Source organism: Acidobacteriota bacterium, assembly GCA_035471785.1.
GTDB lineage: Bacteria > Acidobacteriota > UBA6911 > RPQK01 > DATIPO01 > JANQFM01.
The window spans coordinates 65,401-89,363 of the sequence record DATIPQ010000083.1; the positions used below are offsets into that span (position 1 = coordinate 65,401).

Consider the following 23,963-nt stretch of genomic DNA (forward strand, 5'->3'; position numbering starts at 1 on the left):
CCCGCCTCGTTGCGCTCCCGTATCTCCCGTCGTTCTCGATCTCTCCTTCTGCCCTGTCTCCTCGTCAACCTGAGCGGATGGAGCTGAGGGCTTCGTCCAGGGCGCGCGCCGTCGAGGCCGCCAGAGGCTGGCGAAGGATGCTGCAGTGGTCGCCGGGCACAGCGTGAATGCGCATGGGGCCCAGGACGATCTTGTGCAGCTCGACGGCCAGCGAGTCCTGGACCGCCTGCGATGAACCCGTAGGCTGAAACAGGTCGACGGCGCCGTCAAAGGGGAGGGGACGATACTTCATGGCGGCCCCCATGCTGTCGCGGGCGACACGAAGGTTCTTCTTCAGATGGGCCGCCTGCAGACCTTGCGGGATATTATTACCCAGCAGCCCGTTCCAAGCGGGATCGGCGAAAAACCGGGACAGGCCGTTTTTTCCATCCCCCGCGTCAACAGTCCCGGTCTCGATCTTTTGCAGCGCCTCGGTGAGCAGATCCAGGTGAGGGCTCTCTGCGATCCTGAGTCCGGTGATGGGATCGCGCAAAGGGTTGGCGTCGATGAGGCCTAGAAAATCGACCCGCTCGCCGCAGCCGGTCAGTTGGCGGGCCAGTTCGAAGGCCAGCACCCCGCCGAAGGACCATCCGGCCAGCCGGTAGGGTCCTCGGGGTTGAACGGCGCGGAGTTGCGTGAAGTGGACTTTGGCCATCTCCTCAATCGAACCCATGCAGGCTGGATCGCCTTGCTCCCCGCAATGCCAGCGCAGCCCCAGGATGCGAAAGGGAGATCTGATCGCATGGGCCAGTTCGCGATAGGCCAAGAGCTCGCCTCCCAGCGGATGGACGAACAAGAGAGGCCGTTTGGGCGGGCCGGGACGGATGGTGACGACTTCCGACCTCAGCTCCAAGCCCTCGCGCCGAAATTCACGGGTATCCAGTGCCCTTGCGAGCTCAGCAACGGTGCTGTTGTGGAGGAGAAAAGACAGCTCGATCTCGCTGCCCACCAACTGACCGATTTCCGTCACGGCCCAGGCAGCCAGAAGGGAATCCCCGCCAACATCGAAGAAATCGTCGTCCAGAGCGAGTTGGTCATGACCCAGAATCCGCTCCCAGATTCGCCTGATGGCCTCGGCCAGAGAGTCGCCCGTGCTGACGTCGCCGTCCATCGGGGGCAGTTCGAGTTCCTGCAAGGCCAGACGGTCGATCTTGCCGCTGCTGGTCTGAGGCAACGCCTCAAGTTGGACCAGACGCGCCGGGATCATGTAGCTTGGCAGCAGGGAGCGCAAATGCCCCAGCACTTCGACGTCGCTCACCCGCTCGCCGTGGACGACAAGGAAAGCTACCAGGGCGGAAACGTCCTCAGCCAACGGGCGGGCCAGCACCGCCGCTTCGCCTACCGCGGGATGGTCGGTGAGGGCCTTTTCAACCTCGGCAGGCTCGACGCGGAATCCATTGATCTTGACCTGGGCGTCCGAGCGTCCCAGAAAATGGAAAAGCCCTTTCGTGTCGACCCGCGCCAAGTCCCCCGTGCGGTACATGCGCGCGCCCTGCCCCTCGCTGAAGGGATCAGGCAGGAAGCGCCGCGCGGTTTCAGCCGGCGCCTCCAGATAGCCTCGTCCCACGCCCTCACCGCCCACGAACAGCTCACCGGTTTGACCGGGTTTCACCGGAACCAGATTGGGGTCCAGGTTGTAGAGCGCCACATCGTCCACCGGGCTGCCGATCGGCGGCAGCGGCGGCCAGGCGGAAGGTTTCCCAGCCAAGGTGTAGCTGGTCACCAGATGGGCTTCTGTGGGGCCGTAGTGATTGTCGAAGCGGCATTCCGGCAAAGCCTGAAAGAAGCGGGCAATGGGTTTGGTGATGATGAGGCGCTCGCCGGCGGTGATGACGTGGCGCAAAGAATCCGGCACAAGGCCAAGCCGTTGCGAGGCCTTGGCCAACTGTTGCAGAGCGACGTAAGGCAGGAACAGTCTTTGAATTGACTTTTCCTTCAATTGGTAGAGCAGCCGCTCAGGGTCCCGCCGCACTTCATCGGGGAGCAGAAACAAAGCGCCACCCGTGCACAAGGCGGAAAAAACCTCCTGAAAAGTCACGTCAAAACCCAAGGAGGTGAACTGCAGGGTGGCGAGTCCTGGAGGTCCTTGGGCGATCTGCCACCGAATCAGACGGGTCAGGCCACGGTGGCTCATGCCCACTCCCTTGGGCGGACCAGTGGAACCGGAAGTGTAGAGGACGTAGGCCAGATGCCGGGGACGCAGGAACGGGCGGGGAAAGCGTGCATTCAGCAGCGGTGCGGCGTCCTCGCCGCTGCCGACGACAAGGGCGGGGAGATCCCAGCCCGAAGCATCCTCGTCCGCCACGATCGCGGCCGGATGCAAGTTCTCGAGCATGGCGGCGATGCGCTTCCTGGGCAGAGAGGGGTCGATGGGCGCATAAACTCCGCCGGCTCCAAGAACCGCCAGCATGGCGACGAACAGTTGGGGCGAGCGGCTCATGAGAACTGCCACGGGCCTGTCGGGCCCCACACCGAGCCCCAGCAACTGCCCCCTGAGACGGCTTGAGCGTTGCATCAGCCTTCCATAACTGATGGGGCGCCCGTTCTTATCGACGATGGCTGCCCGCTCGGGATGCACTTCCGATTGATGCCTGACCCATTCATGGACGAAGCCGGAGGCCTTTTTCTTCGAGGCTGGCCATTCATCTTGCAAAAGCATGTTCGACGATCTCCTCAAGTAATGCGTTGTACCTTCCCAACAAAGCCCCGGCCGCCGTGCCCGAGCCGAGCCTGCCCTTAAGCGTCAGTTGCCCGCTCAAGCCGCTGTCGGACATTGCCAGGTAGAGAATGAGGTCGTAGTCGTGCACCGCCGACTTGAAAAAGCCGGACTGGGCCTCAACCGGCGCCGGCTCGGTGGTCAGCCCGGCGAAGGCGTTCATTTCGGCAGGCTGTTCATCGAAAAGGAAGAAGGCCTGAGCCAGTGCGCTCCGTTCTATTCCGGACTCCGTACTCAGGCGTCGCATCAGTTCCTCGAAGGGGACATCGTGATGTCCGCAGGCGTGCAGGAACGACTCGCGCACCCGGCGCAGCGCTCCCAAGGGCGATTGCCGGGGAGAAACCCTGGTGCGCAGAACCAGCGTATCCGTAAGCGGACCCACCATGTTTTCGAGCGGGCGCTGATGACGCGACGCCAGATTGGTGGCCACGCGGACGTCGCAACTCCCGCCTTGCCGCTGAAGAAGCCTTTTCAAGGCCGAGAGCAAGACCACGAAGAGGGACGTCTGCTCGCGACGGGCCACTTTTGCCAGTTTCATAGAGAGAGCAGGTGCGATCTTGAGGGGATAGCTTTCCACCCCCTCCTCGGAGCCGTCCCGCGCCGGACGCCAAGAAAAGCGCATGCGCTCCAGTGGCGGCTCCAGGATGCTTTTCCATTGCGCCACCTGGCCGTCGAAAAGGCCTTGCTCCAGGCACTCCCTCTCCCAGAAGGCGTAATCGCCAAAAGTGAGGGAGGGCCGAGTAAGGGGCGAATCCAGTCCTCTGGCAATGGCCTCATAGTCGGCGGCGAATTCCCGCCCTAACACGCCCAGGCTCCATTCATCGGCCACGATGTGGTGGGCCACCAAAGTCAGGACATGGTGATCTTGCTGCAAACGGGCGATCATGAAACGGGCACACGGACCTCTCGCCAGGTCAAAGGGCCTGGCAGCCTCTGATTGAGCCGCCTCGAGCAAAAGGCGTTTCTCCTGCTCGTCGCGAATGTGTGCGAAATCGAAAAGGGCGGCCTCAACACAGGTGCCGTCGTCCCACTGCTGCCAGAGCCTTCCGTCCCGCAGATCGAACTTGGCGCCGAGAATCGGGTGCCGCCGCGACAGTGCTTCCAGAGCCTGCTTGCCCGCGGCCAAGTCGAAGGGGCCTCTGAGAGCGAAGGAGCTGGCGATGTTGAGAAAGTGCGGGTTCTCAGCCGTCCGATCCACTGACCAGAAATGGCGCTGCACCAGCGTCGTCGGCGAGGCGGCGGCGGAACGGGCCCGCAAAGGCGGCAACCTCTTGGCAAGGCCCCGCGAGCGGTCAACTTCCGCTGCCAGCTCCGAAACGGTCGGATGCTTGAGGATGGCCTGCAGAGGCAAGGCAACGCCTAGGTCCTCGTTGATCCGGGCCATAACGCGGATGCCGATCAATGAATGTCCGCCCAAGTCGAAGAAATGGTCGTGAACGCTGAGCCGCTCCAGGCTGAGGAGTTGCTTCCAGATTTCGCACAGCCGCCGCTCGGTTTCAGTTCGGGGTGACCGGTCGGCGGCGGCTATGCCTCTTGAGTCAGTTGTCTGGAGGCCAGAGACGTCTACCTTGCCCTGGGCCGTCAACGGAGTGTCGGCGATACGTCCGATGGTGAGGAGAGGCTTCGATTGGGGCAGCAGCACGGCCAGGAGCCGCCTGACGGATTTGAGGTCAAGACCTTCGTAGCTAGCCGTGACAAAGGCCCTCAGACCTGCACCGGAGTCCTTATCCCTTACGATCCATGCGTCGTCGATGCCTTGGCAATGCAGCAACGCGGCTCTGACCTGGGCGCCATCGATGAGCATCCCATCGTCCTCCAGCACCTCGTCGTCGCGTCCCCAGAATTGCAGGTCGCCGTTCTCCAAACAGCGCACTCGGTCACCGGTCCGGCAGAGACGCTTGTCTGGAATGTCTCCATGAGGCGGAGGGGTGAATGTTTCAGCGGTTTGTCGAGGCCGATGAAGATAACCGCGGGCCAAGCCGGCCCCGGCCAAGTAGAGTTCGCCCACCACTCCGGCCGGAACGGGAAGGCCGCGCTGATCCAAGACGTAGCAGCGGGTGTTTGAAATGGGCCGGCCGATGGCCGGCGCTTGCCCGGGCCGCCGCAACTTGCAGGCGGCAAAGGCCCCGGCCTCGACAAGTCCGTAGAGGTCGTAGACCCGCAAGGAGCCGGCCGCCTGCTGACAGACCTGATCGGCGAGAGCGGTTTCGAGGCGTTCGCCGTAGAGATTGACCACCCGCAAGGACTCGGGCAAGGCCTCAGGGTGCTTCCGCAACAGAACCCGCACGCTCCCCGGTGTCGTGTTCGCCATCGTGACGGAATCCCTTGCCGGCAGGAAAGGAAGGGAGAGGGCGTTCTCGGCCAGCACCAGACTGTGCCCGGAGCAGAGCGGAACGAAGATTTCGAAGAGTGAGGGGCCGCGGCAAAGCGAGCAGGAGGCGAGCACTGCGGCAAGATCCTCGGCCGGGTAAAAGCCGTGGGCCCAGTCGAGGAGCGAAGTGACGCTTCGATGCTCGATCATGACCATCTTCGGAATGCCGAGATAATCTCGCCCGGAGAGCATGATGCAGGCTAGACTCTCGGGGGCTGCCGGCAATCCGCGATCAAGCGGCGGGGCATCCCCCTCGTCCGGCAGCAGCACCTCTCCCTCCCATCTTGGGAGAGATTCGGCCACCTCGCCTTCAGCGACCAGGACCTGGGTGCAGCACTGGTCGAGCAGAGCTTGGATTTTCAGCAGCGGATAGTGAGGCTCGATGCAGATGAAAGCGGCGCCCGCCTTAAGGACGCCGAGAAGGCTGGCGATTAGCCGCGGCGTGCGCCGCATGCACAGGGCCACCACCTGTCCCGGCCTCACGGACCGGTCCAACAGCCGGCCTGCCAGTCTGTTGGCTTCATCGTTGAGTCTGCTGTACGAGATGACCTCCTGCCCAAAGCGGACAGCCACAGCCTCTGGCCGTTCCCGAACGCGGGCCTCGAACAACTCGTGAAGACAGCTCGTCTCGATGTCTTGGGTGCTTTCAGCGTCCCTCCATCGCCACAGCATCAGGTCTCTTTCCGGCGGAGTCAGGAGAGGGGCGGTTGTGATGCATCCGTGAGGATTACGGGCCATTTCCGTCAACACCAGCTCAAAGTGGCCGGCCATGCGTCGGACCGCCCTGCGATCAAAAAGGTGATGAGGATATTCGAAGATGCCGTTCAGTCCGGCTTCGCTTTCCTGCAGCGAAAGCAGGAGGTCGAACTTGGCGGTTTGAGTTTCGACTTCTCTCAAGTCGGCCCGCAGTCCGCGGAACTCATATCCCTGCGAGGAGGCTTCGGTGAAGGAAAGCATGACTTGAAAGAGGGGTCCGCTACGCGGCGGGTTTTGCCGGGCGAGTTCTTCAGCCAGAGTCTCGATGGGCAGGTCCTGATGCTCGAAGGCTTCCAGCGCCGCGGCACGCTCGCCCGCCAGCACGTCCTGCCAGGTATCTGAAGGCCTGAGCGGATTGCGCAGCACGATTGTATTGCCGAAGTAGCCCATCAGGGCTTCGGTTCCGGGCAAAGTCCGGCGGATGACGGGCGTGCCGATTAACACGTCGGTCAGTTCAGTGTATCGAAGGAGCAGAATGCGGAAAGCGCTGACCAGGAGCATGAACCGCGTCGCCTGCAGGCTCCGGCCGACCTCGGCCAGGCCGGCGCCGAGTTGCTTTGAGATGTGAAAAGACACCCGTTCGCCACGAACTTCTTCCGGGGGAGCGCAAAAAGCAGCGAAAGGCAGTCTCACGGGGGTCCATTGTCCGCTGAGCTTTTGCCTCCAATAGGCCAGGAGCTTCTCCTTGCGAGCCCCCTTCAAGTGGCCTTGCTCCCACACCGCGAAGTCGGCGTAACTCAGTGCCGGTTCGGGCAGGGAAGCTTCTGGTGCTTGGTAGAATGCGGCCAATTCGCGCAGAAATATGGAAACCGAAGAGACGTCCGCCACGATGTGGTGCAGCTTGACGAAAAGCCAATGAAGCTGATCGTTCTGCCGAAACAGACGTGCTTGAAATGGGGCGCGCTGAGCCAGGTTGAAGGGCTTTGAGGCATCCTCGCTCATCAGCCTCCAGGCAGCGGCTTCATCTGCGACCTCCTCAGCAGGCAGATTGCAAGGGGCCCTATCGACGACCTGCATCGGACCGTCCGGCGTCTCCACGAAATAGGTCTGCAGGACTTCTTGCCGGCGTCGGACCCGGCTCAAGGCGCCCACCATCGAGGACACTCTCAGAGGACCCTCCAGCTTGAGCGTGAATGCAATGTTGTAAGCCGGACTGAGGGGCGCCAGTTTCCACTGCGCCCACATCCGCTGCTGTCCTGAGGAAAGCGGGAGCGTATGGCTACGGTCGGCCCTGGGAACGGCTTGCGGCAGTGAGCGGAGGGCCGATCCCAGACGTTCGAGAAGCTGCTCGCGATGCTTTCGAAGCCGCCTCCTGCAGCTTTCATCGAGGGCGCCTGGCGGAGCTTGGTACCTAAGCCTGTCCCCCTCGGCCCAGATTCGGACTTGCCGTTGGCGCAACTCAGCCAGAAATTGCTCAATCATCTGAGGCTTCCTGTCCTGGAGAGGAATCACCCGGCAGATTCGGCGGCCTCCATGCTCTTGCGCAGGCTGGCGGGGCGCATGTCGGTCCAAAGTTCGCCGATGCGCTCCAGGCAGTCCTCTTTGGGAGCTGCCGATCCCACGGTTTCCCAGCCGTCCGGGACAGGCATGTCGGAACGCCAAATGGAGTACTGTTCTTCGTGGTTGCGAACCACGTAATAGAGGTCATCGCTACTGTTGTTGTCGGTCATAGATCCGTTCTCCCTGGTGGTTTTGGAAGACTTCGCCGTCGCTTCGCTCTTCATCCTCCCTCAAGGACTGGCCGAGCACCCGCTCGATAATGTCGCGTTCGCCGAGTTCGGTCCGCCGCGCCATGGCAAGGGCGGCGCGGCGCCTGTCGGCCTCGTCGCGGTCTTGCGACAGCTTGAAACGGCCGAGGATTTCGTCAATCTCGATTTCAAAGCCCACGATGTACCCGATCAGAGTCTCGATTCGGGGATCGTCGGGGCTGAGCCGGAAAGCGCCTATCTCCTGATCGGAATGCTCGGCGATGGCGCAGAGTCCCTTGACAAGCTCTTCGCGGTCGGTGATCAGACGCGCGAGGCCTTCGACGTGCACGGTGAGCGAGTTCCAAGTGGGAAGTTGGTCGGTGGCATATACGTGGGGCGAGATGTAGCTGTTGGGCCCGTGAAACAAGGCCGTGACGCACCGCCCTTCAAGAAGCTCGACGTGCGGATTGGCGCGGTCCATATGCCCGAAGAGGACTCCCTTGGCTCCGCGGCCGCGGTCGAGGATGAGCGGGACCTGCGTTATCACGGGCTCATCCTCCCTGCGCGCCGAGATCAGCGTAGCGAACCTGAACCGCTCCATCACCGCATAGAGTTTGTCGCTCGAATGCTCCAGGTGGCGCTCAGGCGGATACGCGCCCGATAAGGCCTTCGCCGAACGCTCCTCGGCGGCTGGCGTCCGCCGACAGATGTCCGCGAAGATCTCTCGCGCGCGGAACGGCAACAGCGACATCAGCGTCTCGCCGATGCCAAAGGAGGACTCACCCAGCCCCTGGGCGTAGAGTCCGCAGCCCATCTCAGGGTCGGTCTGCAGCCGGTGACGGCGTGAAAGAAGGAGTCTGCCTTGGGAGTCCTTCTTGCACAGGGGCAGCACCTCGGCAAAGATTTCAGGATCGAGGGAGCGATCATATCCGGTGCTCAGCACAACGCCGTCGAAGCTCATCGAACTTGGCGAGGCGCCATATTTTGCGTCTACCGTCAGGCGCACTTTTTCCTCGCCCGCCTGAATCGCCTGCACACGCGAAAAGGGATGAATGTAGAGACGTTGGCGGCCTTTAACCTCGTCCAGATAACTGCTGCGGTAGAGGTTTTCAAGCAAGCTCAGCTCGATGACGCCGTAGTTGGTGGTCCGCAATTCCCGTAGAATCGCCGCTCGTTTCTCGGGGCTATAGTTACGAAAGGCGTCCGCATGCCTGGAGGAGAAGTGCTCGTTGACGAAAGGGCTGTCGTCCGTGGGGCGCGGAGCCGAGCCGGAAATCAGCATGTGTATGCTCGCCCGCGGGTAGCGTTGATGCAGGTATTCGAGGATCTCGCCGGCACTCTGGCCCCCGCCCACGACTGCGAAATCGTAGCTCCTCCGATGGTCCTCAAACTGTCTGGGGAAGTGGGGAAGAAATCTGCTCGAATGCACTACCCGGTCAGAGCAGCAAGCCGTCCCTGAGGGGATTCGGGGACGGCCTCCGGGAGCATAGACGATGTTCTGTGCCAAGTGCTGAGCGGTGTCTCCCGTGGCTGTCTTCGTGACCTCCACGCAAAAGCACCAGGGCACGGTCTCCCCCTTTCGGGTCAGGAGCGAGACCCTCGTGACCTCTGTGCCGTATTGCACCTGTTCAGCGAAGGCCTCCGCCACCCAGCCGAGGTAGTCGTTGTACTCCAACCGGGTGGGATAGAAGTCCGTCAGGTTGACGAAGCGCTCCAGGCGTCCTCGGGCCTTGGCATATTGCAGGAAGGTGTATGGGCTGGACGGGTTGCGGAGGGTCGCCAAGTCCTTGAGGAAGGGGATTCGCATGGTGGCTCCCTCGATCATCATGCCGGGATGCCACTGAAACTTGGAATTCCGCTCAAAGAAGAGCCCTTTCCTGCCGGCCTCCGCTTCCCGCGCCGCCACCGCCAGAGCGAGATTGGAGGGACCGAACCCAACGCCGACGAAGTCGAGAAGCGGCCCCGCTTCCCCGGCCGGCGACGCGATACCGTTGGAGGCGCGCGGGTCGGCCTCTGAGAGAACGCGGAGCTTTGGATCATTCATGGTTTTCTCCATGGACTTGCGCGTCAAGCGCCTCTTCAGACTTAGGCGGAGAGAATGTCCCGCTTCGTTGCGAAGACGTATCTGCCCGCATTCCCAATGCGTCGGGGCAGAGCAAGATCAGGTCTTCAGTTCCAGCAGCAAGGACTTGAGGCGCCTTTCCATGTCGGCCAGGCTGGACTGCAAACCAGACAGATGAACCTGGAACTCCCGCAGCGAGTCCGTGGCGGATTGAGCCACCATGGCGGATGCCCGCTTGTCGATCGAAGTCGGCACCTTTTCGTCGCGAATCTTCTCGTACAACTCGCTAGTGGCCTCGGAGGGGTCGACGTCCAGTTCCTCCTTGAGGGCCGCTGTGCACAAGTCGTACTGGCGAAGCGCGCTTGTCCTGTCGTTGCGCAGGTGGTGAAGCCACATCAGCCGCCGGTGGGTCCGCTCGTGTGAGTTGTCGCATAGCAGGATCTGCCTTCCCTGCTCGACGGCCTCTTCGAGACGCGTACGGCTCAAGTGGTAGTCCATGAGCTGGTCGCGCATCGCCAAGTACTTGTGGCCAAACCTCTCCCTCTCCTCCAGACACCAGTTCTCGTAGCGGTTCGGCAGCAGTCCTTCACCGTAGAGTTCCACTGCCTCCTCCATGGCCTCGGCCAGGCCGTCTTCGAGGTACGCCCCCTGTACGCCGCGTCCCTCTCGGTAAGCTTGCTCAAAAACGCTGACATCCGCCCAGATGGCCTGCCCTGGACACAACTGCAACCATTCAGAATCGACCCGCAGGCATGGAACCGACGTCTCATCGCACCTCTCCAGCGCTGAGCGCAGCTGCCACAACGCCTTGCGCAGATAGGCCCTGGAGGCTACGGTCGAACACTGGTCCCAAAGCACGCTGGCGACAATCTCACGCGTATGCGGACGACCTGCATTGAGCAGCAAATAGGCGAGCAGTTCTTGCGCTTTTGAACCGTCCCGCAGCGGCATCCGACACTCTTCGGAACAGGCTGAAAACCGCCCGAACAACTCTACCCGCAGCATTGGGTCATCCTCCTGACTCCCCCTGTCCTCCTTGCTTTCCCGGCCAGCCTCCAACCCCTGTCAGTTGAGAGGCATAGCTTCGCCCCGTCGCTTACAGGACCCTAGCGGATAGAAAGCGACTATCCCCAGAACAACTCGATCCCGAAGGATTCGGGAGGAGGGGCTGAAATTGGCCGATCAAAAGTTGAAAATAAGTATTTGATGGGTCGGCGCTTGAAAGCAATAGACCATCAGGGTCAAAATTGATCTATTCGACGATTTCAGTTGAGGTAGATAAGCGTTGAAGCATCGGCCGGGCTGCACATCCTCCCGCTAAAGGAGACAATGACCCTGCGAGGTGTTGACTATGAACAAGAACGCGTGGATGGGAAGAGCGGCGCTGGCAGCAGGATTCATGGTATGGATGCTGGGCGGGCCGTTCCCTGCTTTCCCCAACCGGATTCTGGCTCAACCCGGCGGCTTGCCAGAAGAGGTGCAGGCCCTGATCGAAAAGAGCGGGGCCGAGGTGGGGTTGGCCTTCCGCACGCTGGACGGGGAGATGGAGCTGTTCATCAACCAGCGGGAGCGCTTTCACGCCGCCAGCACCATGAAGGTGCCGGTCATGATCGAGCTCTTCCGCCAGGCTGAAGAGGGGTGGCTGGGCTTGGACGATCCGCTCAAGGTCGAGAACGAGTTCGCCAGCCTGGTGGACGGTTCGCCGTTTTCGGTAGGGGAAGAGGCCGATCAGGCCGTCTACGCCAGACTGGGCGGCAGCATGCCTCTGCGCGAGCTTTGCCTGCACATGATCGCCGTCAGCAGCAACCTGGCCACCAACCTGCTCATCGAGCGCCTGGGGGTGGAGAACATCCAGTCCACGGTGGAGAAGATGGGCGCCGCGGGCATGCAGGTGATCCGTCCGCTGGAAGACATCAAAGCCTACGAGAAAGGACTCAGCAACACCACCGACGCCCAGGGGCTCTTCCTGTTGATGGAGGCCATAGCCCAGGAGAAGGCCGTCAGTCCTCGGGCCAGCCGTGAGATGATCGCCATCCTCAAGCGGCAGGAGTTCGTGGACGCCATTCCGGCCGGGGTTCCAGAGGGGGTCGAGGCGGCCAACAAGACCGGCGAAATCACCCGCATCCACCACGACGCCGCCATCGTCTACGGCCCGCGCCCCTTCGTGCTGGTCGTCCTCACCCGCGGCCTCGACGACCGTGAAGCGTCCGCCGCCCTTATCGCCTCACTGACCCGCCTCGTTTACTCCCATAGCAACGGGGACTGAGATCAGGGCGCATCGGCGTGATGATCATGGCCTCCGAAGGCCTTGAGGAAGGCCTCCATGCGGGCTTCATCGAATTCCTCCAACGTGAGCAGCCGTCCCCAGGCCGTCAACGCCAGGCGGGTTTCGATAAAGGGGTAAGGCGCCACCAGAACCTGGTCGCGGCCTTGGATGAAGGCCCGCAGGCGAGAAACCAGTTGGGGGCAATCCCGAGGGCAGTTGTATTGGATCAGGATGCCGCCATGTTCCAGGTTGTGGACTTGCAGCTCCAGCGGGACGGGAATGCTGTGCAGACCCCAGGCGGCCAGCCCCGCCAGGCGGGGCCCGGAAGTCGGCGGGTTGCTGTTGTAGGGAAGGTGCGGGGCCCTGGGATTGTTGAGATAGCCGGGGAAAGGCAGGATCGGAAGGGCCAGGCCGGGTTGATCTTGCGGGCGTTCGGGGCGGGCGGGGTTTATATACGCGGCGCTGGCTTTCAAACCTCCCAGGCGGGCCAAGTCGAAACGGGAGGGCGGCAAACCGGCGTCGACCTCGATATCGCTGATCTCGACCTCTTGCGTGCGTCCGGCGGAAAGACGCTGCAGACGGGCCGGCAGGTAAACGCCCCCTTCGTGAGCGCTCCAGTCGTGGTAGCGGGTCTCCGCCAGTCCGCTGAAGGACTCGCCTCCATGCCCGGAGACCTGATAGACGGGGAACCGCTCTACCAGCTTGGCAGGACGTCCGCTCCGGGAATCGATCCAGAGCTGGCTGAGCGGCTGTTCAGGGCTGAGAGCCCCAATCACGTGGTAGCTGCGTCCTTCCTCTTCCACCTGGGCAACCAGGTCTACGGCCAGTCCGCCCCGCAGGAAGGGGCTGCCGGGAACATCTCCGGCCAACTGCCTCACCGCTTCAGCGAACTGAAAATTGGGCAGTGAGGGAATCAGCCAGGCCAATTCCTGGCGGGGGGTTGTCCAAAAGCGCCCCTGGTCGCCGATCGCTATAGACCAGCCTCCGGCGGCCAGGCGGGTGACGGCGGCGGACTCGCTGCGCATGCGGTCGGGGGCCAGCAACGCCATCCGCAGCGTGCGGGCGCCCGCCTCCTCTTCGGAATTGACACTGGTGGTTTCGGTCCAGGAAAGGTCGCCAAAGCCGTGGCCGGGTTGCAAGAGGACGCTCAGAGCTTGCTCGAGCTGGTGGCGCTGCGCCAAGGCGGCGCCAGCCAGCCGGTCGCGCGCTGAGAGCGGCGTGGGGACGATGACCAGGTCGCGGGGCTGATCGCCGACCGGGATCTCGCCCAGCGTCCGCAGGTCGACCGGATCAACATCGAGCAGGCGTCCGCCGCTTTCGTCGAGGAGGTAGAGATGCTCGCCCCCGGGCAGGAAAGCGCCCCGGGTAAGGCCGGCAGGCAGGCGGCGCGTCTTCTCCTGCACGATGACCGGCCAGGGACGGGTGGCGAAGTCGGTGCGGTAGCTGACCATCTGGCTGAAGCGGGTTTCGCCGCGGTCCCAGCACAGGACCACCATGCGGGTCTGCTCAGGCGAGAGGAGAACCGCCTGGGGTGCCGGACAAGCCGGGACGGCGCGTCCGTCGCCCAGCCTGTTGATCAGACTGAGCCCGTTGGTGCCGCGGTCGGCGGTGAGCATGAAGGGCTGTCCGGGGACCGGCACGATGTCCACGGGGCTGCGGCCGGTAGGCTGGGAGCGGGCAGGCGCTTTGGAATCCTCGTCGAGGGGATAGGAAACCAGATAGGCATAGCGCTTGTGCGGACCCTCAGCCATCGGGTCGTATTGCGCCATCCAAATATCCTCTCCAGAGGAGTCGAGGGCCAAGGCGTAGGCGCGGTTGACCTCGGTGACCCGCTGTCCTTCGGAAGTCAGAGTCCGCGCATTGACGGAGTGCAAGGCCGAACCCGGCCAGCTCAAGGTCAGAAAACGTTCTCCCCCGGCATCGAGCAGGCCCGGTCCGCGATAGGGAAGAACCTGGATGACCTTTTGCTGTTGGAGGTCGAGGACCGCCGTCGAGGAAGAGTACCAATGCTGCACCCAGAGCCGCTGGCGCGGCTGGTCGTAGAGCAGCTTCCAGGGAGCTGTACCGAGGTAGTGCTTGTGCAGGGTGCGTCCGCTCTGCAGGTCGATGACGGCGACGTGATTGTTGCCGCCGCTGGCCACGTAAGCCAGAGGAACCGTCTCCTCGCTTGAGCAGCCTGCCCACAGCATGGCCAGTGCCGCGGCGACAAGAGAAAAGAGAAAGCGCATGGTGCAACCTCCATTGGAACAGTGAGGCAGGGTGAGTCTGAGAGGAAAGCCGGGCTGGACGTTTCCAGCCCGACTCTCCATATCGCAGTCTCCGCATTCGAATCTGTACCGCCCTCGGACGACTCAGTTTTTCTTGGTGCGAAAACTGCTGGTGAAGTCGTTGGCGCCGTCGTTGAGCGGGTTGCCAGCCAGATCGGTGACACCCGTCGTGACGGTGACGCAGTAGACGGTACGGTTATTCTGCAGCGGCGCGTTGGGATCGAAGGTCCAAACGTCATCACCGGCATTGCCCGTGATGGTTCCCGCCACAGATGCACCCAGCGTTGAACAATTTCCGGCTCCTCCGTCTTGATTGAGCAGGAAGGTGGAGGCTGTCACGTTCATGACCGCTTCAGAGAATGTCACCACGACGTTGCTGTTGACGTCGACGTTGTTCTGGCCGTCGGCCGGATTGACCGTGACGACTGTCGGTCCTTCCGTGTCGCCGCCCGGCCCGCCTCCGTTGGCTGGAAAGCCCAGCGGAACCGAGGTGTCTCCGACGCCTTCCTCGGCCGTCCTGGCCGTGGTGAACGTCCAGACGATGTCCTGGGTGGTGCAGTTGTTGTTGTAGTCGCAGATGCCCGCCGCGATAGTGGCGGTGTAGTCGGTGCGTCCTTCCAGGAAGATGGGATCGGGGAAAAGGGCCCACGCTCCGTCGCCGATCTGCGACACCGAAGATGGAACCGTGATCCCTCCGCCGTCCACCAGGGTGAAGGTGGTCTCGTCGACTCCCGTCACCGGTTCCGAGAAGAAGGCCTTGGGAATTGTGTCGATGTAGGTGTCGAGAGCGCCGTTGGCCGGGTAGGTGGTGGCCGAGGGCGCGGTGGAATCCGTCACTCCGGTGACGTTTATGACCCAGTTCGACACCTCCATGGGAACGGGAGGGGAACCCTCGACGACGGCCGGCTCCAGCGTGGGAGTCCGCCCGTCGCAGGCTCCGTTGAGCGTGCAGGGCTCGAGCAGGAAATCGGTATCGGTGTCGGCCATGTTGCCCAGGAACTTCTTGGCCACGATGGCTTCGAAGGACTGGTAGTAGACAGCCGCCGTCACCGCCACGGGACCGGCCGTCCCGGCCGGAATGACCACCGAATAGCGGTCGAGGTCGACGGTAGCGTCGGCGTGGGGCATGGGCCGCAGGCGCCAGTCGGCCAGGTAGGAATCGTCGAAGAGATCCCCGTCGCCGTCCAGGTCGGTGAACTGCGGCAGTCCGAGCGGATTGTCGCGGTCGATCACCAGGCCGCCGGAGTCGATGGGGAGTCCGTTGGCGTCGGTAACCAGGTTGAGCGCCGTGGCGTACGGCAGATCGAGGGTGGGACATCCGTCCCCCAGCGAGGCGATGGCCTTGAATTGGCGGGAGTAGGGATCGGCTGATCCCGCAGGAATGACCCAGTTGCAGCCGGGGAAGTTGGGATCGACCTCGCTCGACTGTGACAGGTAGCCCACACCCAGCGAAGTCCGGTTCCAGAAGGAATCGAAGATCTCCAGTTGGTCGCCGGTGGCCAGATCCCAGGCTCTCACCGCCACCCAGGCATTGCGCCCTTCGGGAAATCCGGTGGGGAAGTTGTGTCCGCTGCCGCTGTTGGCGACAGTAATGTCAATGGCGGCATTGCTGCCGGCGGCCGCGCTGGCGGGTCCGCTCAAGCTCAAATCGAGCACGTTGCGCAGCCGGTCCCAGGCCATGCGGGCATGGTGGGTGGGGGGACCGCGGTCGGTGACGTTCTCCCAGTAAGCGTTGTAGTAAAGGCTGCTGGAATCCTCAGAGGAATAGCTGAAGGTCGACAACTCGGGATAGGGATGCACGCTGCCCTGAGAGGTCAGGTCGGCTCCGATGACTTGAGGAACATAGGCGTTTCCGCCGATGAAATGGTGACTGTAGAAGACCGGACGCACAGGACCCGACTTGCAGGTCACGTCGGACAGCGGTTCTACGGGAAGACCTCCTCCGTCGTAGAGCGTTTGGGCTGTCCCCGGCCGGCCGAAGTCCTGCTGCATGTGGCAGGTCTGGCAGTCGCGCTTGAAAGCGGGATCGAAGTTGGAGTTGCCGGGACGGTCTGCATAGCGGCTGCCGGCCCATTCGGTGTAGGTCCTCTCGATGGGAAATCCTCCCACCCACTTGCCTTCGGTGTTCTTGATGGTGAGCGGATTGGTGACGTCATGACAGGCTGCGCAGAACTCGGCGCGCTCGAACATGATCTGCTGGAATCCATCATGCTTTCCTGAGAAATCCCCTTGCTGGAAGAAGAAGTTGATGTCGAACACGTCGCTCACGTAGGGATCGAGCGTGCTGCTGAAGTCGCCGGCCGAGAGGGGACCGAAGCGCTCCGGGTATCCGATGGCGTGAGGCGAAAAGCGATAGGACCCCGCGCCGATCCCGTAGCCCAGGTTGGGGCTGTTGGCGTCGGCCACGTTCTGCATGTCGGCCTGACCGGGCGGGAGCAAAGCCCCGCGGCCTCCGCTGCCGGGGGTGGGGAAATACTCCGTCCCCGACTTCTGGTAGTTGTGGTAGGGCGTGTAGCGGGTCTCGGCGATGGCGTGGCAGACTTCGCAGAAGATTCCCCGCTTGCCCGATTCGGTGTTGCGGATCTGCGAGGTCAAGGTGGCGTACGCCAGTCCGGTTCCATCATCGCTGGTGGGGTCGAAGTTGGGATCCAACTCGCCGTGCTCCAGGCCCGAAGGCTGGTCGATGATCACGTTGTTGATGTTGTCGGCGTAGTTGGTGGGCATGTGGCAACGGGAACAGAACCCGTCCAGCAGCGAACCCGAGCCGGAGGTCTGGTGACTGCTCACGCCGATGTCGAAAGTGCTGGTGCAATTGGTGCCGTCGGCGAACGGATTGATGTGAGCCCGGGCCGTGCCGTCGGGCGGATTGGGAGTGTCGCAATTTCCGTCTTTGGCCGTCAGGCGGGCGATGAGCAGGAAAGCTCCCCGCCAGCCCGGATCCCGCCAGGAATTCGACATCATTGATCCGTTCCATTCGTCGTAAATGCGGCTGTGGCAATTGCTGCAAGTGCCAGGATCGTTGACCCCTTCCCAATCGGCTTCGAAGGGATGGGGGAAAAACTGGGTCTCCTGGGTGTTGTAGGGGGGTGGTTGCGGGATGCGGTTTGGCAAGTCAGTCTGAGCGTACAAGGTGCCTAAAACCGCAAGCAGGGCAACCACGCTGATACTCGCGAGAACGAGCATCTGAAAAGCCCGCTTGGTCAGCATAGTACCCTCCTGAGTTTTGTGAAAGGCTCGCACATCCTTTCAATGAAAAGCTTGTACTTCCTTTCTATTACAAGCGGCCAGCCCAACCAAACAACACGGCAATAATTTCTCGAAAAAATCCTGATCGTAGATATGTCAATGATTTATAGATAACTTGAATACGCTCTTGAAGTTCTCGGAAAAGTATTATTTCAGGCCTTATGGTCACTTTAACAAGTATTATTCACTTAATGCAGGGGAGGCGCTACCAGTTATTTATCGACACCAGGAGCTTCCTAAGACAAGTCACAACAATTGCCGGCGCTTGCGGGCCAAGTTGCGTCCATAGCCAGCATGGTCGGCAGGATGTTTCGAGGCAGGGCTTGGGATGGGAATCTTCGCGCAACATCAGAGACTAGTAATGGCGAGCAGCCTCATACCGCCGAGAGCAATTAGGCCTTCAGCGCGGTCGCTGAAACTTGATTCGTGTGTGAACTTGCTGGCCACCTAGTGGCCCTGGTGCGGTGCGTCAGAAGTTTTGAGCCACCCTGTCGCGTTATCCCACGCTTTCAGCGTTCGGACCCTTGCCGTCTGAAACCCAGGGTGGCGCCGCCGTCTCGCTGGCGCTCGCCGCGGCTGACCCTGGGCTGGCGAATCGCTCGCCTTCAGCGAGCCCGGACTTGACTTCTAACACAGTCCCTTGGGCTGGCGAATCGCTCGCCTTCAGCGAGCCCGGACTTGACTTCTAACACAGTCGCTGGGGTGGCGAATCCGTCCCTGTCAGGGACAAGAACGGAGGGCCCGGCTCAGAACTTACGACCGGCAGCACTAGGCCGGGGCAGCGTGCCCCGCGTCATCCATCTCCTCGGCGGTCACTTCTTCCAGAATCTGACGCACCCGGTCGGCGTCTTTGCTGGGAACCAGCAGACGTACCGAGTTCATCATGAAGTAGGTGCCGTAATGCTCTCCGTGCAGGAAGTAGGCGATGCCTTCTGAGTCCAGCACCGACTTGAGCACGGTGAGCAGTCCGGGGTTATTCAAGACAAGGATTTCTTGGCAGTCGGCGGGATCGATTCCTTCCAGGAACCATCGTCCGCCCTTCTCCTTGCCGAAGTCCTCGGGAAGCGTCTCGGTCAGCGCCACCTGACAGTCGGCGCATTGCGTGACCCCGGCCAGGTACTCGCAACCGCATTGGGGGCAAAACATCACAACCTCCGCATCTTTAATGCGGCTGGGCCACCTCGGCGCCCAGTCCGCGCAGGCGGACGATCTGGTAGGGGGGATCGCCAACCGATTGGGGATCGAACTCGTTGCCGGTTTCCTCGGCCAGGTGCTTGAGCCAGTCGACGTACTGGTCCCGGCTCATGGGAAGCACTTCCACGGTTCCCTCGGCCTTGACTTGCTTTCCTTTGAGGGATTCGGGAAAGACGATGACGCCGTCATCCACCTTGACGCGGATGCGGTCGCCCGCCTGGTCGCGGACCTCGATCCAGCAACCCGCCATGGCGCAAACCTCCACCACTTCACCGTCGATACGCACGCGCTTGCCTTTCATCTGTTCAGGGCTAGCGAGGATTTCAGCGATCGAAACCGATTCCTCCAGCGCCACCCCGGCGCCGTAGTCTTGAGCAAAAAGCCCTGCGCCGAGAACGACAGCAAGGACGAGACACCGTGCGGACATCCGTCTGATACACATGTGAGCGGCTCCTTTTTTCTGCACACCGCCATTTTGCCACAACTTTTCCGCTCCTCGAAGCAAGCCGGGCCCTATCGGGCAACGCGCTGACTGCCTACCGTCTTCCCGGCTTCCAGCGGCAGCCTGAAGGCGGCCATTTCTTCCCTGTTGCGGACCAGCAGCAGGTCGTCGGCCAGGTCTTGCACTCGATAGCCGGGATGCGGGCCACTTCGCTGCTTTTCTCCCTTGAGTCACTCGTTACTACCCCATCCTACGCCCTCAGCCCTGCTATTGTTCAAGTGCGCGTTCACTCAGGAGGACTTGATGAGATGGGCGTTGTAGAAATCAGCTTCTGCCCGCAGGCTGCGTTCAATGGTTTCGGAACGCAGAAAACCATGCTGCTCGCCCTCAAAGAGCAGGTATTCAACAGGACTTCCCTTGTCGCGAAGGGCCGCCACCATCTGCTCCGCCTGATCGGGGGGGACGACCTTATCCTCGCTCCCTTGAAAGAAAATGACGGGGACCGAGAGCCGGTCGGCAAAATGAAGCGGAGAGCGCTCCCGGTAGAGGTCGCGGCGCTTCGGGTAGGGACCGATCAATCCTTCCAGGTAGTGCGATTCGAACTTGTGGGTGAAGCGCAGCAGGTGTTCCAGATCGCAGACGCCGTAGTAGCTGACGCCCAACTTGAAGAGATTTCGAAAAACCAGGGCCGCCAGTGCGGTGTAGCCTCCGGCGCTGCCGCCCTTGATGACGGTCTTGTCGCCGTCGACCTTGCCCTGATCTATCAGGTATCGGGCCGCGTTGACGCAGTCGTCGACGTCGACGATGCCCCAGCCACCCTTGAGGCGTTCGCGGTAGGCGCGTCCGTAGCCGGTGCTGCCCCCGTAGTTGACCTCGAACAGGGAGAATCCGCGGCTGGTCCAATACTGGGTCTCGAGTGACAGCTGGCAGGAAGAAGCGGAGGTCGGGCCTCCATGGCCGACTACGATGAGGGGAGGGAGCTGCTCTGGCGGGGCCTGGAAGCGTGGATTCCTGGGCGGGTAAAACAACCCGTAGGCCGTGCGCCCCTGATCGGTGGGAAAAGTCAGGTGTTGGGGAATCGAGAAGTATTCTTCGAACTCCGCCGGGATCTGGAAAGACCGCTTCAATACGGAGCAGCGGCCGGTCGCCATGTCGAGCTCGACGATGGACTCCGGCTCGGTTGCCGAGCTTGCCCTCAAGACCACCCTTCCTGGTGCAGCCCGCACCTCTGCGATGTAGGAGTAGGGAGTGTCCAGAGTCTCCAGCGTCCCCTGTTGAGTATCAAGGCGGGCCAGACTCCACCTGGCGTCGCGGGTGTAAGAGCAGACCAAGCAGTCGGCTGACTCGAAAGCGTAGGTCGACTGGCCGAAAAGCCACCTGGGATGAGCGAACTCGGCTTGCATGGGGAGCAGGGCCTTGGCCGAGCCGGAGGAACCGACCTGCCTGAAAAGGTTCCACCAGCCGTCCCGATCTGAAATGAAGTAGAGCTGGCCTTGAGGCGACCATTCGGGCTGAAGGACCGATTCCCCCGGTCCCCCGGCCACCAGGCGGCGGTTGTTCAGCTCTCCCTCTGCGCCCACCTCGGCGACCCACAGTTCGGTGCCGTCCCAGGGCATGTCGGGGTGATTCCAGGTCAGCCAGGCCAAGCGCATGCCATCGGGGCTGAGACGGGGATCGGAATAAAAGTCGTTGCCTTGCTCGATCACCCTAATGTCGCCTTCAGCCAGGTCGATGGCGGCGATGGCGTTGGCGGGCTCAGGCCTCTGGCCGGAGTGGTCTTCAAGAATGCAGATGAGCCGGTCGCGGTCAGGATCGGCTACAGCGTCGGCGTATCGCCAGGGTCCCTCGGGAGTGACGGGCGCGGGTTGGCGGCCGGGCCGGCATCGGTATAGCCGTTGGTCGGCGAAATGGGAGAAGTAGACTCGCCCCCGATCGACCAGCATGGCGCCGCCGCCGTATTCGTGAACGCGCGTCCGGGCATCGAGGGGCGAAGGATTGACGTCCTGCCCCGAGCCGCCGGCCCCGCCGCGCACGATGACGTTGCGCCCGCTCTCGGTCGGACGCCCTTCAACCCAATAAACATCCTTTCCCGATAGCGCGATCTGCCCGAGCCGGATCGAATGGGTGGCGATCAGTTTTGAGGTTATCGGCGACGGCCAGGTGCCGTAATCGGCTCCGCGGGGGACTGCTTTCGCTGTCATCTTGTCGAAGTCATCTTTCCTGAGGGCGTTCCGCTATTCCTTGCGGGCCCGGGCGACCAGCCTGGTAGCCTCGGTTCCGTACTCGTCGCCTTGGAAGTTGCCGAAGAGGTCGACGCGGGAAAATCCCACGTCGGCCAGCAGTTCTTTCAATTCGCGGCCGGAGTACATCCAACTGCGCAGTTTGAAGCAGCGGCATTTGCCCTCTCTGAGGTCCAGCCATTGCATCTCCAGCCTGTTCCAATCATCCACCACTCTGCGGCGCTGGATGGCCAGTCCCGCCCCATCTTCCTCCAGATATCCGACCTCGACGAATTGGCGGGCGATGACCTCTTTGCCGGCGACGTCGATAACCAAGACTCCGCCGGCCTTGAGGCTGTCGAACACATTGCACAACACCGCCCGGTTGTCGTCAGGATCGTCGAAGTATCCGAATGAAATGGTGAGGTTGATGGCGAGATCGTAGCGCCGGGAGCGCCTGAAGCTTCGCATGTCTTCCTGCAACCACTCCACTTCGACGTCCTCTGATCGAGCATATTCCCTGGCCTTGTCGAGCAGAAACGAGGTGCCGTCAACGCCGGTGACCTCGAAGCCTCGTTGGGCCAGTGGGACCGAGTGACGGCCGGGACCGCAACACAGATCCAAGGCCGCCCCGGCCCGGCAGCCGCTTAACTCGATGATGCTGGTAACTTCACGCCGACAAGCCCGGAAAGTCCTGGGGGGGAACTGAAAGGGATAGGTACTGGACCAGAATTCTTCTTCAGAGAACCATGGGGTGGGGGTGGGGGGCGCAGGTCCCTGCACGCGTGTATTCTTTCCAGAGAGCGGTCAGGCGTGACCTGAGTAGGGTGTGGCTTGCGCTGAGGCGGTCATGGGCGATTTCCAGCCCTCCGCCTCAAATTCCAGGACCGTCTCGGCGTCCGCGACGGGAAGGGGCACGAAATAGCCATCCATGACCAGGGCCAGCTTTTCTTCCACCGCCCGGCGTTCTCGGGAGTCTCCGCTGAAGCGGCGGCTTGTGAGCAGGAAGGCCGCTTCCTGGCGGTCCAGCAACCTCACTTCTTCGGTTCCTTCCAGTCCACGAGTGTCGATTAAGGCAAATTGGTCCTCATAAGTGCCGATTCTCAACTCCGGCCTGGCTTGCTCGTTTTTCCACTGCTCTTTCCACTCTTCCACGTCCTGGCGGATGGCCCTGACCAGATCGATACGGTCATAGCCCCCGGATTCATAGTCGGCCACGAAGTGGTAGCCCATCTTCTCGATGGCCGCGTGAGCCGGAAGGACGTCCCGATAGGCCATCAGAGGACGAATATTGCTGACCCCGTGCCGCTCGGGTTGGAAGAAATAAGGACTGAAGCGCTCGACGCTCAGGTGACCCACCGCGTTGGGGGGCTGCAGGTGATGGATCAGAGGCACCACGGCGAGTGTCTCTTCGTAATCCTCGGGCTGGTCTCCTGGAAATCCCCACAGGATGTTCCAAGTCATATTCACTCCGGACGACCTCCCGTAGCGCAGCAGCATGACGTTCTGGCGTGCGCTGACGCCTTTTCGCATCCTCTTCAGCAGAGACGACGACAGCGCTTCGATGCCGGGTTGAATCGAGTTGATGCCGGCTCGCTTCAAAGATATGACCTTTTCCAGTGACAGGTTGGCCTTCATCTCGTAGAAAAGGTTCAAATCCAATCCCCGCTCGGCCATTTCGGGCACGACCGTCTTGAAGTAAACGAAGGGCATGATGTTGTCCGTCATCATGACGTTGCGGGTAGGAGCCGAGGATTTCAGCGTCTCCAGTTCGGCGATCGTTTTCTCGGGGGACTTCTGGCGAAATCCCATACCTTCGCCGTTGAGTCCGCAGAAGGTGCAATGCTGCTTCTGCCCCCACCAGCAGCCGCGGCTGGTCTCGTACATGACCCAGGTCTCCTGGGGAGAGACCGCGCCGCCGAGAAAGAAATCGAGCTGTTCATAGTAGTCGTCGAAGGAAGGGAGCGGCAGAGCATCCATGTCCCGGCAGGGAGAGCCGCGGACGATCTTGCCGGCCGGCCGGTTTCCGTCCGAGGCGTCCTTGAGGAAGCGGGGAAAGGTCTCCTCGCTCTCTCCCGAGAAGATGTAGTCCACCTCGGCTTGCAGGCTTTCCATCCCCTCGGCCATCTCGCCTTCGCAGTTGGCTCCTCCCAGCACGGTCAGAGTCCCTGGACTCAGCGACTTGACCCGGTTGAGAAGGGCCACGCTGGCGGAGATCTGCTGGAACATCGAGGTGCATCCCACGATGGGATAGGCTCGCTCGACGACGGCCGACACCAAGCGGTCGACCCAATCGTCGAGCTTGCCTTCCAACCGTTTGACCCGGTCCAGGTCAACTCGCCGGCGCTCGTCATAGTCGAGATCGACTCTGGCAGCCTTCTCCTCGCCGAAGTCACGTGCCATGCTGCACATGTCTCCGCCTCGATGAGCCAGTGGAGCCGTCCCGAAAGCCAGCCGGGCAAAGAACCGCTCTCCCAAGAGAATGCCGAGCGATTCGTCGTAGATGGTTTCGTATTCCTCGATGCCGATTTCCGCCGCCAAAACCATGTTGGCATACAGCACCCGCACCGTGAAACCTTGCTCACGGGCGATGGCTTGGAGCAGATGGGCCCCGAGGGAGGGATAGGTCAGTTTTCCGAAGGGAGGCACGATGATGATGACGTCACCGTCGCGAAGCATCTTGTCGGCGTTCTTCAT

Annotated in this window: 13 protein-coding genes; 1 reads left to right on the forward strand and 12 read right to left on the reverse strand. The window is 61.9% G+C overall.

Annotated features, from left to right (window positions below; translation table 11 throughout):
• Nucleotides 1-64 precede the first annotated feature (64 nt).
• The 5 genes from VLU25_11885 to VLU25_11905 all read right to left on the reverse strand — a co-directional run bounded on the left by VLU25_11885 (nt 65) and on the right by VLU25_11905 (nt 10,361).
• Nucleotides 65-2,698, reverse strand: a complete 2,634-nt coding sequence (locus VLU25_11885) for an amino acid adenylation domain-containing protein (GenBank protein ID HSR68630.1) — start codon at nt 2,696-2,698, stop codon at nt 65-67.
• On the reverse strand, nt 2,682-7,304 hold the full coding sequence (locus VLU25_11890; GenBank protein ID HSR68631.1) for a condensation domain-containing protein: 4,623 nt from the start codon (nt 7,302-7,304) through the stop codon (nt 2,682-2,684). Before VLU25_11890 ends, VLU25_11885 begins: the two co-directional genes overlap by 17 nt.
• A gap of 26 nt (nt 7,305-7,330) precedes the next feature.
• A complete protein-coding gene (locus tag VLU25_11895) occupies nt 7,331-7,552 on the reverse strand; it encodes an MbtH family NRPS accessory protein (GenBank protein ID HSR68632.1) in 222 nt (73 codons plus the stop codon).
• Entirely contained in the window at nt 7,533-9,614 is a 2,082-nt protein-coding gene (locus VLU25_11900) for a SidA/IucD/PvdA family monooxygenase (protein HSR68633.1), read from the reverse strand. Before VLU25_11900 ends, VLU25_11895 begins: the two co-directional genes overlap by 20 nt.
• Before the next feature lie 117 nt (nt 9,615-9,731).
• Nucleotides 9,732-10,361, reverse strand: coding sequence for a bacterial transcriptional activator domain-containing protein (locus VLU25_11905; GenBank protein HSR68634.1), 630 nt, complete (start codon nt 10,359-10,361; stop codon nt 9,732-9,734).
• A gap of 622 nt (nt 10,362-10,983) precedes the next feature.
• Between VLU25_11905 and VLU25_11910 the strand changes: the two genes are divergently transcribed.
• Entirely contained in the window at nt 10,984-11,898 is a 915-nt protein-coding gene (locus VLU25_11910; GenBank protein HSR68635.1) for a serine hydrolase, read from the forward strand.
• Nucleotides 11,899-11,900: 2 nt separating this feature from the next.
• Here the strand turns inward: VLU25_11910 and VLU25_11915 are convergent, their stop codons facing one another.
• The 7 genes from VLU25_11915 to VLU25_11945 all read right to left on the reverse strand — a co-directional run bounded on the left by VLU25_11915 (nt 11,901) and on the right by VLU25_11945 (nt 23,963).
• Nucleotides 11,901-14,207 (reverse strand): DUF3105 domain-containing protein, encoded by a 2,307-nt coding sequence (locus VLU25_11915; GenBank protein ID HSR68636.1) that lies wholly within the window; start codon nt 14,205-14,207, stop codon nt 11,901-11,903.
• A 42-nt stretch (nt 14,208-14,249) separates the two neighbouring features.
• A complete protein-coding gene (locus tag VLU25_11920; protein ID HSR68637.1) occupies nt 14,250-17,294 on the reverse strand; it encodes an Ig-like domain-containing protein in 3,045 nt (1,014 codons plus the stop codon).
• Between the two features lie 885 nt (nt 17,295-18,179).
• The gene (locus VLU25_11925) at nt 18,180-18,557 is read right to left on the reverse strand and encodes a DUF2007 domain-containing protein (GenBank protein HSR68638.1); all 378 of its coding nucleotides are present in this window, start codon (nt 18,555-18,557) and stop codon (nt 18,180-18,182) included.
• A 16-nt stretch (nt 18,558-18,573) separates the two neighbouring features.
• A complete protein-coding gene (locus VLU25_11930) occupies nt 18,574-18,906 on the reverse strand; it encodes a DUF4920 domain-containing protein (GenBank protein ID HSR68639.1) in 333 nt (110 codons plus the stop codon).
• Between the two features lie 431 nt (nt 18,907-19,337).
• Nucleotides 19,338-21,248: a S9 family peptidase gene (locus tag VLU25_11935; GenBank protein ID HSR68640.1), complete on the reverse strand. Its 1,911-nt coding sequence runs from the start codon at nt 21,246-21,248 to the stop codon at nt 19,338-19,340.
• Between the two features lie 33 nt (nt 21,249-21,281).
• Nucleotides 21,282-22,049, reverse strand: a complete 768-nt coding sequence (locus tag VLU25_11940; GenBank protein HSR68641.1) for a class I SAM-dependent methyltransferase — start codon at nt 22,047-22,049, stop codon at nt 21,282-21,284.
• 24 nt (nt 22,050-22,073) lie between these two features.
• The gene (locus VLU25_11945; GenBank protein ID HSR68642.1) at nt 22,074-23,963 is read right to left on the reverse strand and encodes a RiPP maturation radical SAM C-methyltransferase; all 1,890 of its coding nucleotides are present in this window, start codon (nt 23,961-23,963) and stop codon (nt 22,074-22,076) included.

Bases quoted from the DNA above. Each gene is read 5' to 3' on its own strand.
- VLU25_11885 (HSR68630.1), bottom strand. From the start codon at position 2,698: ATGCTTTTGCAAGATGAATGGCCAGCCTCGAAGAAAAAGGCCTCCGGC.
- VLU25_11890 (HSR68631.1), bottom strand. From the start codon at position 7,304: ATGATTGAGCAATTTCTGGCTGAGTTGCGCCAACGGCAAGTCCGAATC.
- VLU25_11895 (HSR68632.1), bottom strand. From the start codon at position 7,552: ATGACCGACAACAACAGTAGCGATGACCTCTATTACGTGGTTCGCAAC.
- VLU25_11900 (HSR68633.1), bottom strand. From the start codon at position 9,614: ATGAATGATCCAAAGCTCCGCGTTCTCTCAGAGGCCGACCCGCGCGCC.
- VLU25_11910 (HSR68635.1), top strand. From the start codon at position 10,984: ATGAACAAGAACGCGTGGATGGGAAGAGCGGCGCTGGCAGCAGGATTC.
- VLU25_11915 (HSR68636.1), bottom strand. From the start codon at position 14,207: ATGGAGAGTCGGGCTGGAAACGTCCAGCCCGGCTTTCCTCTCAGACTC.
- VLU25_11925 (HSR68638.1), bottom strand. From the start codon at position 18,557: ATGTTTTGCCCCCAATGCGGTTGCGAGTACCTGGCCGGGGTCACGCAA.
- VLU25_11930 (HSR68639.1), bottom strand. From the start codon at position 18,906: ATGAAAGGCAAGCGCGTGCGTATCGACGGTGAAGTGGTGGAGGTTTGC.
- VLU25_11935 (HSR68640.1), bottom strand. From the start codon at position 21,248: ATGACAGCGAAAGCAGTCCCCCGCGGAGCCGATTACGGCACCTGGCCG.
- VLU25_11945 (HSR68642.1), bottom strand. From the start codon at position 23,963: ATGAAGAACGCCGACAAGATGCTTCGCGACGGTGACGTCATCATCATC.